At 62.2% G+C, this 15,398-nt stretch carries 15 protein-coding genes; 12 read left to right on the forward strand and 3 right to left on the reverse strand.

Going from position 1 to position 15,398, the window contains the following annotated elements; all coding sequences use genetic code 11:
* Nucleotides 1–51: 51 nt before the first annotated feature.
* From AOC05_RS16370 to panC, 5 genes are read left to right on the forward strand one after another with little or no spacing between them, the layout of a single operon-like run.
* On the forward strand, nucleotides 52–567 hold the full coding sequence (locus AOC05_RS16370) for a DUF3180 domain-containing protein (RefSeq protein ID WP_231687131.1): 516 nt from the start codon (nucleotides 52–54) through the stop codon (nucleotides 565–567).
* Complete coding sequence (locus AOC05_RS16375; RefSeq protein WP_230085408.1) at nucleotides 560–1,090, forward strand: PH domain-containing protein; 531 nt, start codon at nucleotides 560–562, stop codon at nucleotides 1,088–1,090. Before AOC05_RS16370 ends, AOC05_RS16375 begins: the two co-directional genes overlap by 8 nt.
* 35 nt (nucleotides 1,091–1,125) lie before the next feature.
* Nucleotides 1,126–2,625 (forward strand): PH domain-containing protein, encoded by a 1,500-nt coding sequence (locus tag AOC05_RS16380; protein ID WP_231687132.1) that lies wholly within the window; start codon nucleotides 1,126–1,128, stop codon nucleotides 2,623–2,625.
* A complete protein-coding gene (locus AOC05_RS16385; protein ID WP_230085409.1) occupies nucleotides 2,615–3,538 on the forward strand; it encodes a Rossmann-like and DUF2520 domain-containing protein in 924 nt (307 codons plus the stop codon). Before AOC05_RS16380 ends, AOC05_RS16385 begins: the two co-directional genes overlap by 11 nt.
* A 60-nt stretch (nucleotides 3,539–3,598) precedes the next feature.
* Entirely contained in the window at nucleotides 3,599–4,531 is a 933-nt protein-coding gene (panC, locus tag AOC05_RS16390) for a pantoate--beta-alanine ligase (RefSeq protein ID WP_062008405.1), read from the forward strand.
* A 64-nt stretch (nucleotides 4,532–4,595) separates the two neighbouring features.
* Here the strand turns inward: panC and AOC05_RS16395 are convergent, their stop codons facing one another.
* Genes AOC05_RS16395 through AOC05_RS16405 form a run of 3 tightly spaced genes read right to left on the reverse strand, consistent with a single transcriptional unit; the run spans nucleotide 4,596 to nucleotide 7,950 of the window.
* Nucleotides 4,596–5,528, reverse strand: coding sequence for a ribokinase (locus AOC05_RS16395; protein ID WP_062008407.1), 933 nt, complete (start codon nucleotides 5,526–5,528; stop codon nucleotides 4,596–4,598).
* Nucleotides 5,525–6,955 (reverse strand): MFS transporter, encoded by a 1,431-nt coding sequence (locus tag AOC05_RS16400; RefSeq protein WP_062008409.1) that lies wholly within the window; start codon nucleotides 6,953–6,955, stop codon nucleotides 5,525–5,527. Before AOC05_RS16400 ends, AOC05_RS16395 begins: the two co-directional genes overlap by 4 nt.
* Nucleotides 6,952–7,950, reverse strand: coding sequence for a nucleoside hydrolase (locus tag AOC05_RS16405; protein ID WP_231687133.1), 999 nt, complete (start codon nucleotides 7,948–7,950; stop codon nucleotides 6,952–6,954). Before AOC05_RS16405 ends, AOC05_RS16400 begins: the two co-directional genes overlap by 4 nt.
* Before the next feature lie 227 nt (nucleotides 7,951–8,177).
* On the opposite strand from AOC05_RS16405, the gene AOC05_RS16410 reads away from it, so the two are divergent.
* The 7 genes from AOC05_RS16410 to AOC05_RS16440 all read left to right on the forward strand — a co-directional run bounded on the left by AOC05_RS16410 (nucleotide 8,178) and on the right by AOC05_RS16440 (nucleotide 15,394).
* Nucleotides 8,178–9,158 carry a LacI family DNA-binding transcriptional regulator gene (locus AOC05_RS16410; protein ID WP_062009938.1) on the forward strand — a complete coding sequence of 327 codons (981 nt, stop codon included), beginning with the start codon at nucleotides 8,178–8,180 and terminating at the stop codon, nucleotides 9,156–9,158.
* Between the two features lie 132 nt (nucleotides 9,159–9,290).
* Nucleotides 9,291–10,739, forward strand: a complete 1,449-nt coding sequence (lysS, locus tag AOC05_RS16415; RefSeq protein ID WP_062008411.1) for a lysine--tRNA ligase — start codon at nucleotides 9,291–9,293, stop codon at nucleotides 10,737–10,739.
* A 265-nt stretch (nucleotides 10,740–11,004) separates the two neighbouring features.
* A complete protein-coding gene (locus AOC05_RS16420) occupies nucleotides 11,005–11,334 on the forward strand; it encodes a histone-like nucleoid-structuring protein Lsr2 (RefSeq protein ID WP_062008413.1) in 330 nt (109 codons plus the stop codon).
* 184 nt (nucleotides 11,335–11,518) lie between these two features.
* On the forward strand, nucleotides 11,519–14,008 hold the full coding sequence (locus tag AOC05_RS16425; RefSeq protein WP_062008423.1) for an ATP-dependent Clp protease ATP-binding subunit: 2,490 nt from the start codon (nucleotides 11,519–11,521) through the stop codon (nucleotides 14,006–14,008).
* A gap of 143 nt (nucleotides 14,009–14,151) precedes the next feature.
* Entirely contained in the window at nucleotides 14,152–14,544 is a 393-nt protein-coding gene (locus AOC05_RS16430) for a TMEM175 family protein (RefSeq protein ID WP_197277846.1), read from the forward strand.
* Between the two features lie 96 nt (nucleotides 14,545–14,640).
* Nucleotides 14,641–14,853, forward strand: a complete 213-nt coding sequence (locus tag AOC05_RS16435; RefSeq protein ID WP_154604760.1) for a hypothetical protein — start codon at nucleotides 14,641–14,643, stop codon at nucleotides 14,851–14,853.
* Nucleotides 14,854–14,887: 34 nt separating this feature from the next.
* A complete protein-coding gene (locus AOC05_RS16440; protein WP_062008429.1) occupies nucleotides 14,888–15,394 on the forward strand; it encodes an amino-acid N-acetyltransferase in 507 nt (168 codons plus the stop codon).
* The last annotated feature ends 4 nt before the right edge of the window (nucleotides 15,395–15,398 follow it).

The raw sequence follows: 15,398 nt of genomic DNA on the forward strand, positions 1-15,398 counted from the left end.
AACGGCTACGGTTGAGCCAGTAGTCCCAACGCATTTTGGTGAGGCAAAAACATGAAGAGCACAATGCGGACCATCCGGCCTGCATGGTTGATTGTGGTAACCGTCGTCCTGGCCGTGCTTGGTTGGGTTGGCACGGTGCTTTCCTCTCGCGCCAGCATGGCCTTGCCAGTTTTGCCCCTGAGCTCGCTGATCACCATGGGATTGATCGTGGTGGTGTGCTGGATCCTTGGGCTCAAGGTCCGCCGCTGGCGCGACGGGAAACGGGACAAGGAGCTGGACCCGTTGCTGGCAGCGCGGACAGTGGTCCTGGCCCAGGCCTGTGCGTACGCCGGCGCGGTTTTGTTCGGCTGGCATTTGGGCATCTTGTTGAACCAGGTTCCCACCATCTCGATGCGCGCTGACCTTGGTATCGTCTGGCAACTGTTGGCCATGATGGCTGGTGGCTTGTGCATGGTTGCCACGGGTGTTGTGGTGGAGCGGTTTTGCAAACTTCCCCCCGACGACACCGAGCTGGGTGCCGAGCCCAAGGAGAAGCGCGAAACGCATGGGAAGGAAGGGTATGCCTAAAACCATGAAAGGCACCGTCACTTCCATTGACCCCAGTGACGTGAGGTTTTTGCAGGTCTCTGACAAGCTCATTCCCGCCCGCCTCATTGAGCGCGGACTGGGCGGGCTGGTGTTCCTCGCCATTGGCGCGCTCCCGCTTGTCCTGCGGCTTACAGGGGTGTGGGGTACTTACCCGGCCTGGCTGGCCTGGGGCGTCCCTGCCGTGGTTTTGCTGATTGTGCTGTGGGTGCTGTTACTGGTGCCCCGCCAAGTGCGGGCCATTGGCTATGCCGAACGTAATGAGGACCTGCTGATCCGTCACGGCATCATGTTCCACCGCGTCATGGTGGTCCCCTATGGCCGGATGCAATACGTGGATGTCACCATGGGCCCGCTGGAACGCATGCTCGGCCTGAGCAGCATTCACCTGCACACGGCCTCGCCCGGCACCAATGCCATAATCTTTGGGCTGCCTGCCGCGGAGGCTTCCCGGCTGCGCGAGCAGCTTTCCGCCCGCGGTGAGGCGAAACTGGCCGGGCTGTGAGCGGGCAACAACCACACCCCCGGAAGACCGAGCACTTGGTAGAGGGGCGGTTTCACACCGACGGCGAGGAAACGTGGCACCGGGTCCACCCTGTCTCGCCCCTGGTTCGCAGCTGGGTCGCCATCGCGGCAGTGCTGTTCATCTTTGGCCGGAACACCCTCGATTCTCTGTTCACCACCGGGTCAAATGGTCCTGTTTTGAGCAACGCTCCCGCAGCGCTCATCCTCGCGGTAGTGGTTGTGGTGGTGGCGATTTTTGGTTTCAGCTTCTTCCTGTCTTGGCGCTTCACCCGCTACCAGGTCACCGACCAGCACGTCCACATCAACTCCGGGGTGATCTTCCGCCAGCAACGCCGTGCTCGGATAGACAGGGTCCAGGCGATCGACGTCGTGCAGCCCCTGCTGGCACGTGCATTCGGGCTCGCCGAGCTGAAATTTGATGTGGCCGACGGCGGGAAGTCGGCCATGAGACTGTCTTTCCTCAAACTGGATGAGGCCAAACGGTTGCGTGCGGCCATCCTGGCCCGGGCGTCAGGGGCCGTCATTGACCCCGACGCCCCGTCGACTGTTGCGGAGGCACCGGAGACAGCTATCTTGGCGCTCTCACCAGGACGGATTATCGGCTCGGTGATGTTCGGCAGCCTTACGGTTGCCACTGCCCTAACATTGGCTCCCATTGTTGCCCTGGCCATATGGTTCAAGGAAACCAGTCTCCTTTTCGCTGGCTTCCCGATCCTTCTTGGCTTTGTTGCCGCCTATTGGAAAGCCATCACCGGCGACTTTAACTTCAGGGTGGCGCTCTCACCCGACGGAGTTCGCCTGCATTATGGCATGTTGGAAACCCGGGCGCAAACTATCCCGCCCGGGCGGGTGCAGGCCGTTGGTATCAGCCAGGGCCCGCTGTGGCGGCCCTTTGGTTGGTACCGGGTCCATGTCAACGTGGCCGGTTACGGTCACGAGAACTCGGAGCACGGCTCACGGACAGTCCTGCTACCTGCCGGGACCATCGATGAAGTGATGGCCGTCCTTGGGCTGGTGTTCCCGGATCCCGGGGTTGAGAACCCCTTTGAGGTCTTTACCGCCGGTCTGCGCGGACCCGCCACGGAGCACGGCTTTGTCCACTCGCCACGGTCCGCGCGCTGGATCGACCCCCTCACGTGGAGGTACAACGCGTTCCGGGCCACCGAAACGGCGTTGTTGTGCCGCCACGGGATCATCTTCCGCCGCCTTCAGGTGGTCCCGCACGAGCGCACCCAATCCATCAGCCTGCGCCAGGGCCCCCTCATGGCAGTACTCGGGTTGGTCGATTTCGAGCTCCACTCCACAGTGGGCCCCATCCGGCCAGTGGTGCGCCACATGGCCCTGGCTAACGGCCGCCAACTTTTCGACGAACAAGCGGCCCGGGCCGCAACCGCCCGCCGCCTCCACTCGTCCGAGCGCTGGCTTGCCCCGGCGGTGGTCGAGCCCCCGGTGGTCGAGCTTATGCAGGCCCCTTATCCGAAGAACAACTTTCAGGAGCAACATCGTGGCGATTAAGCCTGGACGCCTCGGCGTTGGAATTATTGGTGCAGGGAAGGTCGGGGCCGTGTTGGGGGCCGCCTTGCGGGCGGCAGGGCACGCCGTCGTCGGCGTTTCAGCTGTTTCTCAGGCGTCACTGGACCGTGCCGAATTGCTGCTACCCGGAGTTCCGGTTCTAGAGATCCCGGACATAGTGGATCGCTCCGAGTTGGTATTGCTGGCGGTCCCTGACGACGCGCTGCCGGATCTGGTGGCCGGTCTGGCGAAAACTGGGGCCTGGCAAACGGGCCAGCTGGTGGCGCACACCTCCGGACGGTACGGCGTGTCTGTCCTGGCCCCTGTGAAGGCCGCCGGCGGTATTGTCTTGGCACTGCATCCTGCCATGACGTTCACCGGGATGAGCCTGGATCTGACCCGCCTGGTGGATTGCACGTTCGGCATCACAGCAGAAGCCGCCATGCTGCCCATCGCACAAGCGTTGGTGGTGGAGATGGGGGCCGAGCCGGTGGTCATCGCCGAGGCTGACCGTGTCCTCTACCATGCGGCCCTGGCCCATTCGGCCAACCACCTGGTCACTATCGTGGCGCAGGCCGCGCAGATCCTCGGTGACATCGGAGTGGAGTCACCCAACCAGGTTCTGGGCCCGCTGCTGCGGGCCGCCCTGGAAAACGCCCTGGCCGGGGGGGAATCGGCACTGACGGGTCCTGTGGCGCGTGGCGACGCCGGAACAGTGCAGGCCCACACCCAGGCGCTGCGCGAACATGCCTTGGATACTGGCTCCGCGGACATCGTGGAAGCTTATTTGGCACTGTCTGCGGCGACGGCGGCGCGTGCTGCACGGCGCGGAAAACTGTCCGCCGAGGCGTACCTGGGCATTCAGGCCGCCCTCTCCGAGGACGACGGCCACGCCGCAGATTCGCCCGAAAACTGAACCTGACAGCACGGAATCCGCGAACTGCCCAAATCCATAAGTAGAAAGTAGCGATTGAGCATGAGCATCACAGTGGTTTCTACCATTGCAGAACTGAAGGCCTTGAGCGCCGACTTGTTGGCTCGAGACGTACGGGGTGAGGCGTCTGGGCGCACCCCCGGCACGTTGGGATTGGTGCCCACCATGGGTGCCCTGCACAGAGGGCACGCGGAACTGGCCAAAACGGCGCTCGGAGAAAACGCTGTCGTGGTGGTAAGCGTGTTTGTCAATCCGTTGCAATTTGGTGACGCCACGGATTTGGCTCGTTACCCGCGCACCACCGAGGCGGACCTGGCGCTTCTTGACGAGGCCGGCGTGGACATCATGTTCGCCCCGTCGGCGCAGGAGATGTACCCGGGTGGTGAGCCTGGCGTTCGGGTCACGGCAGGAGAACTCGGCGAGCTGTATGAGGGTGCCTCAAGGCCCGGGCACTTTGACGGTGCCTTGACGGTGGTGGCGAAACTCTTGCACGTTGGCCGTCCGGACACGGGGCTTGCCCCCGCGGGCCAGGATGGCCGGCACGCCTACAGGGCGTATTTTGGCCAGAAGGACGCACAGCAGCTGGCCCTGGTGCGGCGCATGGTGGCTGACCTGAACTTTCCGGTGGACATTGTGGCCGTGCCTACCGTCCGTGACGAGGATGGCCTGGCCTTGTCCAGCCGCAACCGCTTCCTCTCGGGGGAGGAGCGCGACTCCGCCCTGGTGCTTTCCCGTGCGCTGCGCCTGCTGAAACGGCGTGCACTTGCGCACGAACCCCTCGACATCGCCTCCGTCGAGGCCCTGGTCCACAGTGCACCCGGGGTGGACCTGGACTATTTGGAAGTGGTGCATCCGCAGACACTGGCCGTCCGGGCCGAGAACTGCCAGGACACCCCTTTCACCGGCCAGGCGCTGGCACTCATCGCCGCAAAGGTGGGCCCGGTCAGGCTCATCGACAACCAGCCCCTGGGGTAGCCGCGACTTCGCAGTTCGCGCCCTAAAGATCGGCTTTAAGGGCTCGAGCTGCGAGGTCACGACTTTACAACTGCGCGGCCACCTGTGCAACGGAGGGGTATGCGGCCTGCGTGCCCCTCTTCGTGGCTGCCAGGGCGGCCGCGACGGATGCGTAGCGGGCGGCCTCAGCGAGTGTGTCGCCGGCGGCCAGACGTGCGGCCACGGCTCCGGTGAAGGCATCGCCAGCTCCCGTGGTGTCCACTGCGTCGACCTTGGTTGGTGCAATGCGGACTACGGGCTCGGCAAAGTTCGTGGAATCGAGCACCACCGAACCATGGGCGCCCAGTGTGAGCAGAACCTGCGACAGGCCGTGACGGGCAAATTCTTCAAGCACATCATGCCAGGCAATGGCCGGTGAGTCGCTGACGGGCAGCTGAAAACCGCCCAGGAACTGGGAACCCTCGTGCGCATTGACCAGCAGGACATCGGTCAAAAGCGCCAATGCGTCCGGAACCGGTGCGTACGGGGAGAGGTTCAACAACACGGTTGCTCCGGTGTCGTGCCCGGCCTGCGCGGCAGCCTGCACCGTGTCCAGCGGGACTTCCAGGCACAGGCAGACAACGCCGGCACCAGTGAACAGGGCCGGGACCATGGCGGCAGGGGAGAGTGTCCCGTTGGCGCCTGCGGAGATGATGATGGAGTTTTCGCCGCTGTCCTCCACGGAGATGACGGCAACACCCGTGGGCTCGGTAACGCGCCGGACGTGACTGACGTCAACCCCGGCCCCGCCGGTGGAGGCCACCAGCATGTCGCCGTTGGGGTCCTGGCCCACGGCACCGAGCAAGGTTACGTCCCCGCCGAGTCTGGCCGCAGCCACGGCCTGGTTGGCACTCTTGCCGCCGGGGTTTACAGCAAATCCGTGGCCGTGAAGGGTTTCCCCGGGCAGCGGAAGCCGATCACAATAGATGGTCAGGTCGGCGTTGAGTGAACCCGCTACCACAATGCGGGCCGCGGTCATGGTGCTACCTCCGCATCAACGGGCTTGGGCACCAGCAGCGAAGCGGCGAATGCTGCAGCCGTGATGGCCAGGGCCACGATGACCACCGTCAGGTAGGAGCCGTGCGCGCACAAGGGTGCTGTGGCCACCAAAATGGCCGGCAGCACCAGGAAGCTTAGTCCGGCACCTAGGTTGAAGGCGCCGGCGTTCATGCCGGGCAGGAAGCCGGGGTTGCCAGCGGGGGACAGGACCACGCCGAGGCCGTTGAGCATGATGTTCACGGTACCGGCATACATGATGCCCAGCAAGACCGTGCCGGCGATCATCCACGGCAGGCTGTGCAGACCCAGGAAGCCGATGATGGCGAGGGCGGCAATGCTGCCCAGCAAGCCGATCCGCAGCATCTTGGTGTAGCCGAGCACGGGGGCCAGGCGTCCGGTGATGGGGCCAAAGACCCAGCCAAGCAGAGCGTACGGGGTCAGGATGAGCAGGCTCATCTGGGTGGCGCCAATCCCGAAACCGGGGTCGGACGCCTGGACGAACGCCGGCACAATGCCGTTGATGACGGCGAAGATACCTGTCATGGTCAAGGTGGTGGTCAGCAGTGGGGCCCAGGTGGCGCGCTGGCGCAGGTGCACGGTTTCCACCATGGGGTGTGAGGAACGTTTTTCCACTGCCCAGAAAGCCATGAAGGCGGCGACGGCGACAACGGCCAGGGCCACGGATGTCACCAGCGGACCTGTCGTGATGCCGCCCACCAGCTTGGTGGCCTCGTTCAAGGCCGTCAGCAAGGCACCAACGGCGACGACGATGAAGAACACGCCCAGCCAGTCCATCCTGGTGCCCTCGCCGGGCCTGGATTCCCCGGCCAGGAACACGATCAGCAAGGTCGCGACGGCGGCAATGACAACCATGAGCCAGAAGATACTGCGGAAACCGAAGTGTTCGGCAAAGTAGCCGCCTACGAAGGAGTCAATGCCGGCAATGCCACCATTGACGGCGGTGATCAGGCCCATGAGTGCCCCGTACTTCTTGGGGTCTTTCACGGCGGAACGGAGCATGATCAGGGCAAGTGGAACCGTGGGTCCACTGACGCCCTGGATGATGCGGCCCACGAACAGCCACGTGATGTCAGGTGCCATGGCGGAGATGATGGAGCCGACGGCCATCATGACCATCATGCCGAGCAGGACCTTCTTGCGGCCCACGATGTCGCTCAGGCGCGGCAGGAACAGTGAGAAGACGGCGGCGGCCGTGAAGAACCAGGTCTGCGAGAGTCCAATTGCGGCCTGGCTGGCGTTGAGTTCCTCGCCCATGGTGACCAGGGCAGGGCTGAGCATGGAGGCATTGAGCTGGAAGGCCACGCAGGCCGCGAGCAGTGCAACCATCAAGGCAGTGATGTTACCGGGCTTGCTGAGTATCCCGGGCTTGGCAGTTGCGGTGCTCATGCGTCAACTTCGCCAATGCGGACGAGTGCGTCGGTGACCATGTTCCAGAACTTTGCGTGGTCCAGCGTCACGGCGACGGAGGTCTTGCAATCGGCGGGGGCGGGCGCACGGAAATCGGCCACTGTCATGCCGAGGGTCAGGGTGCCGGTGAGCTCAATGTCCACGGGCACCTTCTGGGTGGTCATGACGCTCGGGTCGATAACGTAGGCGACGGCGCAGGGGTCGTGGACCGGCGGGTAGTCGAAACCCTGGGCGTCCTTGTACGTCTTGGTGAAGAACTCCATGAGTTCCATGACAAACTTGGCCGGCTTGGTGCCGACTGCCTCGATCGCGGCCACAACGTCGGGGGTGGCGAGTGCCTGATGGGTGAGATCCAGGCCCACCATGACCACTTCCCACCCGGCGTTGAACACGATGTGAGCGGCTTCCGGGTCGATCTTGATGTTAAATTCGGCCACCGGGCTCCAGTTGCCCACGTGGTAGCCGCCACCCATGAGGACAACTTCCTTCACGCGTTGAACAATGCGCGGTTCCTTGCGAGCCGCCATGGCGATGTTGGTCAGCCCCGCGGTGGGGACCAAGGTGATGGTGCCCGGCTCGTGGGCCATGACCAGTTCAATGATGAGGTCGACGGCGTGGCGCCGGTCCAGCTCGATCGTGGACTTGGGCTGGGTCGGGCCATCCATGCCGCTTTCGCCGTGGATGTCGGGGGCGGTTTCAATGTTCCGCACCAGGGGCCGGTCGCAGCCGGCGGCAAACGGGACACCGGTGATGCCGGCGATGGTGCCGACAGCAAGGGCATTGCGGGTGACTTTTTCCAGTGTCTGGTTGCCCACCACTGTGGTGACGGCCAGGAGCTCGATGTTGGGGTTGCCATATGCCAGCAGCAGGGCCACGGCGTCGTCGTGGCCGGGGTCGCAATCCAGGATGATCTTCCGGGGTGCGGTGGCCGTCCCGGGCTTGTTGCCGGCGGGGTTGTTCAATGCCGTGTTCACTTTTTCTCCACGTCTTTGGGGGCCGAACTGAGTGGCCGGGGTGAGTACAGCCAAGTTTGGCATCCGTCCAAGCATTACGTCAAGCGCTTAACGTGACTTTCGTCAAGCGCTTGACCCATTGCGGCGGCGGTAATCCGTCCCGCACCCGCTACTATCGATGCATGCGCCCGGTCACAGATCCCCCTTATACCATCCCTGGTGCCGGCGTGGGACGCGCCACGGCTGCCATGGTCGCCGCCCGGGCAGGGGTCTCAACAGCTACGGTTTCCTTGGTAACGAACGGCAAGACGGCCGGGCGGGTGTCCGCGGAGAACATCGCTAAGGTCCAAGAAGCGGTGGCCGAGCTCGGATACGTGGTTGACGGCTTGGGCAGCTCCCTGGCCAAGGGCCGCAGCAACATTGTGATCCTGGTGGCCCCTGACGTCTCCAACCCGTTCTTCGCCAACGTCATTGCCGGTGTCCGCGAGGCTATCGGGGAAGCGTATCAACTGCTACTCTCGGTCACCGACGCAGGGCTAACACCATCGCCGGCCGATGTGCGGAACCTGCTCTCCCTACGCCCGGCAGGTCTGCTCGTGGATGCTCCCAGCGCCCAGTTCCTGGCCGAGTTGCCGTCCGCCGGACCCATGGTGCTGATGGATGCGGCAGGGGTCGCCAGCGACGCCCCGTCGGTGAACTTTGATGTGGCCCAAGGTGCCGGAATGTTGGCGGACCATCTGGCCTCGCTTGGCCACCGCACTGTCGCCTACATTGACAGCGTGACGGGCACCGAAACGTTCCGCGTTCGCAGGGAGGCCTTCTACCGTGGCGCCCGCGTCCACGGCATCAGTGTGGCGGCGGACGTGGCCACCACCATTGACATGGGCGCCAGTGCGCTTGCCTTTGCCCAGGCGTGGCCCGGCTGGGCAGCCCAAGGGGTCACCGCCGTCGTCTGCTGCACTGATACCCACGCCTATGGGGTGCTGCAGGAAGCACGCGTGGCCCGGTTGGGGGTGCCCCAACAATTGGCTGTGACAGGATTCGACGACCTTCCCTTTTCGCAGACTTCCAACCCGGGGCTCACCACAGTGCACCTGCCCGCCAACGAACTGGGACGGGCGGCCGGGCAGCAGCTGCTGCGGCTGCTGGCCGGGGAAACGATTCCGGTACCCGGGCTGATGCTTGAGAGCACATTGGTGGTCCGCGGCTCCACTGTTACCGCAAGCTAAAGAGTGATCAACGGGCCAAACCCGCACACCCAAAGCCGCCACGGAGGGTTCATTCAGATTCACCAACTAAACTATTTAACTGTGAGTGCAGAAAACAATGTGACCCCAGAGCCCAGTGACGCTTCCGAGCAGATGCGTGTCCGGATGGAAAAGCGTGCCAAGCTGCTGGAGCGAGGTGAACAGGCCTACCCGGTTGGTGTCGAGCGGACCCACACCCTTGAAGAAATCCGGGAAAAATACCCGGAACTGGAAGCTGATTCGGCCACGGGGGAAGCTGTGGGCGTCACCGGCCGCGTCGTGTTTGTGCGCAACACCGGCAAGCTGTGCTTCGCCACCTTGCAATCAGGTGCCGGCACCCGCCTGCAGGTCATGCTCTCGCTAGCCAATATCGGCGAGACATCACTGGCGGACTGGAAAGCGCTCGTGGACCTTGGTGACCACGTCTTTGTACGCGGTGAAGTCATCAGCTCCCGCCGCGGAGAGCTCTCCATCCTGGCCGACGCATGGCAAATGGCGTCGAAGGCGTTGCGCCCCCTGCCCGTACTGCACGCCGACCTCTCCGAGGAGATGCGGGTGCGCCAACGCTACGTTGACTTGATCGTTCGCGACGACGCCCGCGAGCAGGTGCGAACCCGCTCCGCCATTGTCAAGGCCATTCGCGACACCCTCCACGGCGAGGATTACATTGAGCTGGAAACCCCCATTTTGCAGCTCATGCACGGTGGAGCCGCAGCCCGGCCATTCCGAACACACCTGAACGCCTTTGACCAGCCAATGACATTGCGTATTGCCATTGAGCTATATCTCAAGCGTGCCGTGGTTGGCGGCATGGATAAAGTCTTCGAAGTGGGGCGCATATTCCGCAATGAGGGCGTTGACTCCACGCACAGCCCCGAATTCACGATGCTTGAGGCCTACGAGGCTTACGGTGACCAATTCACCATGGCAAAGACCATGCAGCGAATCATTTTGGCTGCCGCCGATGCCGTCGGCTCGCGCACCATTGAAACTGATCGAGGCCCCATTAGCCTCGACGGTGAATGGCCTTGGTTGCCTGTTTATCAGGGGCTAAGCGACATGGTTGGACAGGAAATCACCCCGGATACAACTGCCACCGAATTGCATGCCATCGCGGCAAAGCATGAGGTTAAAATTGACCCGGCCTGGGATAGCGAGAAATTGGTTGTTGAATTGTTTGGCGAAATTGTTGAGCCAACGCTGATCCAGCCCACCTTCGTTTGCGACTATCCGCCGTCAGCGCAGCCGTTGGCCCGGCAACACCGGAGCAAGCCCAATCTCATTGAAGCCTGGGACCTCGTCATTGACGGTCGGGAGACTGGCACCGCCTTCTCGGAGCTGATCGACCCTGTTATCCAGCGCGACCGCCTCACGCAGCAGTCCCTGGCCGCCGCGGCGGGCGATCCCGAGGCCATGCAGTTGGATGAAGATTTCCTGCGCGCCCTGGAATACGGGGCACCGCCCATGGGTGGGCTTGGATTGGGCGTGGACCGCTTGGTGATGCTCTTTACAGGTGTTGGAATCCGTGAGGCCATCCTCTTTCCTTTGATGAAACCCGAGTAGAAGCGGCGCGAATATGGAATATGTTGCAGTTATCCTCCCGTCTTTAGGTGTTGGAGTTCTTTTCTACTTCGCCATGAAGGCAATATTCAATGCCGATCGTTCAGAACGGGACGCGTTGGCGCAGGCCGAACGCGAGTCGGAAAGCAATGGCGAACTTCCGTCAAAGTAAGATCTCATAACTAATTCTTTGACTTGAGTGTTTTTTCGAACCATAATTTATGATGAAGCAAACGAGCTCCAATCAAATGTGAGGCGATTAATCCCCATGGCACAGAAGATTCATGTCACCCTAGTTGACGACATTGACCAGAGTCCCGCAGATGAAAACATCACATTCGGCCTGGATGGGATCAATTACGAGATTGACCTTTCCGCCGACCATGCTGCAGCATTGCGTGAGGCATTGGCGAAGTTCATTGCTGCAGGACGACGTGCAGGCGGCCGGGCGGTGCGCGGAAGGGGACCCGCCGCTCCGAAGGCCAAGAGCGATGTAAGCGAAATTCGCCAGTGGGCGAAGCAGAACGGTTACGAAGTTCACGAACGCGGCCGCATTCAAGCTGAAATTCGTGAAGCGTACTACGCGGCCCAGGGCTGAAAACGGCGTAAATAGCAGGCACTGAGACTAGTACGACGGCGAGATCACAGCATCAAGTGATCTCGCCGTCGTACTTAAACTCCAGGGAAGCGGGCAACAAGATATTTCCCCTGTGGCGAACAAGCCCCCATGATCGCCTCGCACTGCGTAGCATCAAAGTACGCAGTAAAAGGAGTGTGGCGAAATGTTTGAGCGATTTACTGATCGAGCCCGACGTGTTGTTGTGCTGGCCCAAGAAGAGGCCCGCATGCTCAACCACAATTACATTGGCACGGAGCACATTCTGCTCGGCCTCATCCATGAGGGTGAAGGTGTTGCCGCCAAGGCCCTGGAGTCCTTGAACATTTCGCTGGACGGTGTCCGTGAACAGGTCCAGGAGATTATTGGGCAGGGACAGCAGGCACCCAGCGGGCACATCCCGTTCACCCCGCGCGCCAAGAAGGTTCTTGAACTTTCTTTGCGTGAGGCCCTGCAACTGGGCCATAACTACATTGGTACCGAGCACATCCTGCTTGGGCTGATTCGTGAGGGTGAGGGCGTTGCCGCGCAGGTGCTGGTGAAGCTTGGAGCCGATCTGGGCCGTGTGCGCCAGCAGGTCATCCAGCTGCTCTCCGGCTACCAGGGCAAGGAGCCGGTTGCCAGTGGCGGCGGCCAGCCTGAAGGCCAGCCCGCTGGCTCAGTGGTCCTTGACCAGTTTGGTCGAAACCTGACCCAGGCTGCCCGGGAAAACAAGCTTGACCCTGTCATTGGGCGCGAGCATGAGATGGAACGCGTCATGCAAATCCTCTCGCGCCGCACCAAGAACAACCCTGTTCTGATCGGTGAACCCGGTGTGGGTAAGACCGCCGTCGTTGAGGGCCTGGCGCAAGCCATCGTCCGTGGAGACGTGCCGGAAACCATCAAGGACAAGCAGCTGTACACCCTTGACTTGGGTTCCCTAGTGGCAGGCTCGCGGTACCGAGGTGACTTCGAGGAGCGCCTGAAAAAGGTGCTCAAGGAAATCCGCACCCGTGGTGACATCATCTTGTTCATCGATGAGATTCACACGCTGGTGGGTGCCGGTGCCGCCGAAGGCGCCATCGACGCAGCCTCCATCCTTAAGCCGATGCTGGCCCGCGGCGAGCTACAGACCATCGGTGCCACCACCTTGGATGAGTACCGCAAGCACATTGAGAAGGACGCTGCACTTGAGCGCCGCTTCCAGCCGATCCAGGTGCCCGAACCCAGCGTTCCGCTGACCATTGAAATCCTCAAGGGTCTGCGTGACCGCTATGAGGCCCACCACCGCGTGTCCATCACCGACGGCGCCCTGACGGCGGCGGCCACCTTGGCCGACCGTTACATCAGCGACAGGTTCCTGCCTGACAAGGCTATCGACTTGATCGATGAGGCCGGTGCCCGCCTGCGTATCCGCCGCATGACCGCACCCCCAGAGCTCAAGGCGATGGACACCGAAATTGCGGCTGTGAAAAAGCGCAAGGAAGACGCCATCGACGCCCAAGACTTTGAGGGTGCCGCGGCCTTGCGCGATGACGAGCAGAAACTCATCACCGCCCGGGCAGAGAAGGAGCGCCTGTGGAAGTCCGGTGGACTCGATGACATCTCCGAGGTCGATGAGGATCTCATCGCCGAGGTTCTGGCTAACTCCACGGGCATCCCGGTGTTCAAGCTGACCGAAGCCGAGTCCACGCGTCTGCTGAAGATGGAAGACGAGCTGCACAGGCGCGTCATCGGCCAGAATGAGGCCATCAAATCCATCTCGCAGGCCATTCGCCGGACCCGTTCAGGACTCAAGGATCCCAAGCGCCCCGGTGGCTCGTTCATCTTCGCCGGTCCCACAGGCGTTGGTAAGACCGAGCTGGCCAAGGCTCTTGCCGAGTTCTTGTTCGGTGACGAAGACGCCCTGATCACCCTTGACATGTCCGAGTACTCGGAGAAGCACACGGTTTCACGACTGTTCGGTGCCCCTCCCGGCTACGTTGGCTACGAAGAGGGTGGGCAGCTGACCGAGAAGGTTCGGCGCCGTCCGTTCTCCGTGGTTTTGTTCGATGAGGTTGAAAAGGCGCACGCCGACTTGTTCAACTCCTTGCTGCAGATCCTCGAAGACGGCCGTTTGACTGACAGCCAGGGCCGGGTGGTTGACTTCAAGAACACCATCATCATCATGACCACCAACCTGGGTACCCGCGACATCTCCAAGTCAGTGGCCACGGGCTTCCAATCCGGTGGCGACACGCAAACCGGCTACAACCGGATGCGAGCTAGGGTCACCGAGGAGCTCAAGCAGCACTTCCGCCCCGAGTTCTTGAACCGTGTGGACGATGTTGTGGTGTTCCCGCAGCTGACCCAGGACGAGATCATCGAGATTGTCGACCTGATGGTTGCACGCTTGGAGAGCCGTTTGGCTGACAAGGGAATGGGCATCGAGCTCACCCCCGCGGCCAAGGTCCTGCTCGCCACACGTGGCTACGACCCGGCCATGGGTGCCCGGCCGCTGCGCCGCACCATCCAGCGTGAGATTGAGGATCACCTCTCCGAGAAGATCCTCTTCGGCGAACTCAAGGACGGCGACATCGTGGCGGTGGATGTTGAGGGCGAAGGCGACGAAGCGAAGTTCACCTTCGTGGGCACGGCCAAACCGCACATCCCGGACGCCATCGCGGCCTCCGCGTAGGAAACACATGGCCCAGTAGAGGGTCTCGACGGGCTCGACCACCGGTGGTCGAGCCCGTCGCACTTTAACCCCTGACTGCGTGCGCCCCTAGTCACGGCGGCCAGTGGCCCCTAGATTTGAGGCTGTGGGCAACCATGGAGAGCATGCTCAGAACCGTATTAGCGCTGATGTGCTCAAAACACGCCGGACGGCTCGACCGCGGCCGGGAAACCGAACGGACAATGTTCTTCAGCGACGCGGTCTTTGCCATCGCCATGACGTTGCTGGCCCTGGACCTGAGACTTTCGGATCTGCCTGCGGACATCACGGTGCGAGGGTTCGAGTCGGTACTCGTTGACCGGGTGCCGGCCCTAGCCGCCTTTGCCCTCAGCTTTGTTCTGGTGGGGTGGACCTGGATCAATCACCACCGCCGTTTCAACGCCATCGTCTCCTATGACAACAGGCTCCAGGTCATCAACTTGCTCATCTTGTTCTTCGTGGTGTTCTTGCCGGGGCCCACCACCATACTCTTTGCGGACGTGCCGTCCACGCCGTAGCCACCGGTCATTTATGCCCTGACCATCGCCGATCTGAACCTGAGTGTCGGCTGGCTGTGGAGGTACGCGCGAAAGGCCTCCCTTTTGGCGGACTGGGTGGATGAACCACTGTTCGGGCTTGTTGCAGGCGGGACTTTGCCCATCTGGGTGGTGTTCCTGGCCTCGATCCCCATAGCCTTCATCAATCCCACGTGGGCCATGTACTTTTGGATTCTACTGTGGCCGGTCTCAGCCATCCACGGCCGGTTGCGGATGCGAGGCTTTGTCCGGGCGGTGATGGCACGCCTTGAGGCCGAGGACCGGGCGTAGGGTCCTGACCCCGGCGTGTCTATAGACTGAAACCGTGACTTCAGCGCTAACAATCCGTCCCGCCCGCACCTCAGACGTCTATGCCATCAAGGACTTGGTGGCGCCCTTGGCACAGCAACGAATCTTGATCTCCAAAGAGTCGGTCACCTATTTTGAGGCGATACAGGAGTTCTTGATCGCCGAGCACGACGGCGAAACTGTTGGCTGTGGTGCCCTACACGTCATGTGGGAGGACCTGGCGGAGATCCGGACCCTGGCCAGCGCCGACGTCTGGCGCGGGCAGGGCGTGGGCCATGCGCTGGTGGAACGGCTGCTGGAGAAAGCCCGCGAACTGGGTGTGAGCCGCGTTTTTTGCTTGACGTTCGAGGTTGACTTCTTCACCCGCCACGGCTTTGAGGTCATGGCGGACCAGGGCGCCGTGGACCCCGCTGTCTACTCCGAGTTGCTGCGCTCCGCCGATGAAGGTGTGGCTGAGTTTCTAGACCTGGCGCGGGTCAAGCCGAACACGCTCGGTAACACCCGGATGATCCGCCAGCTCTAAGCGA

It is taken from the genome of Arthrobacter alpinus (assembly GCF_001294625.1).
In the GTDB taxonomy this organism is placed as follows: domain Bacteria; phylum Actinomycetota; class Actinomycetes; order Actinomycetales; family Micrococcaceae; genus Specibacter; species Specibacter alpinus_A.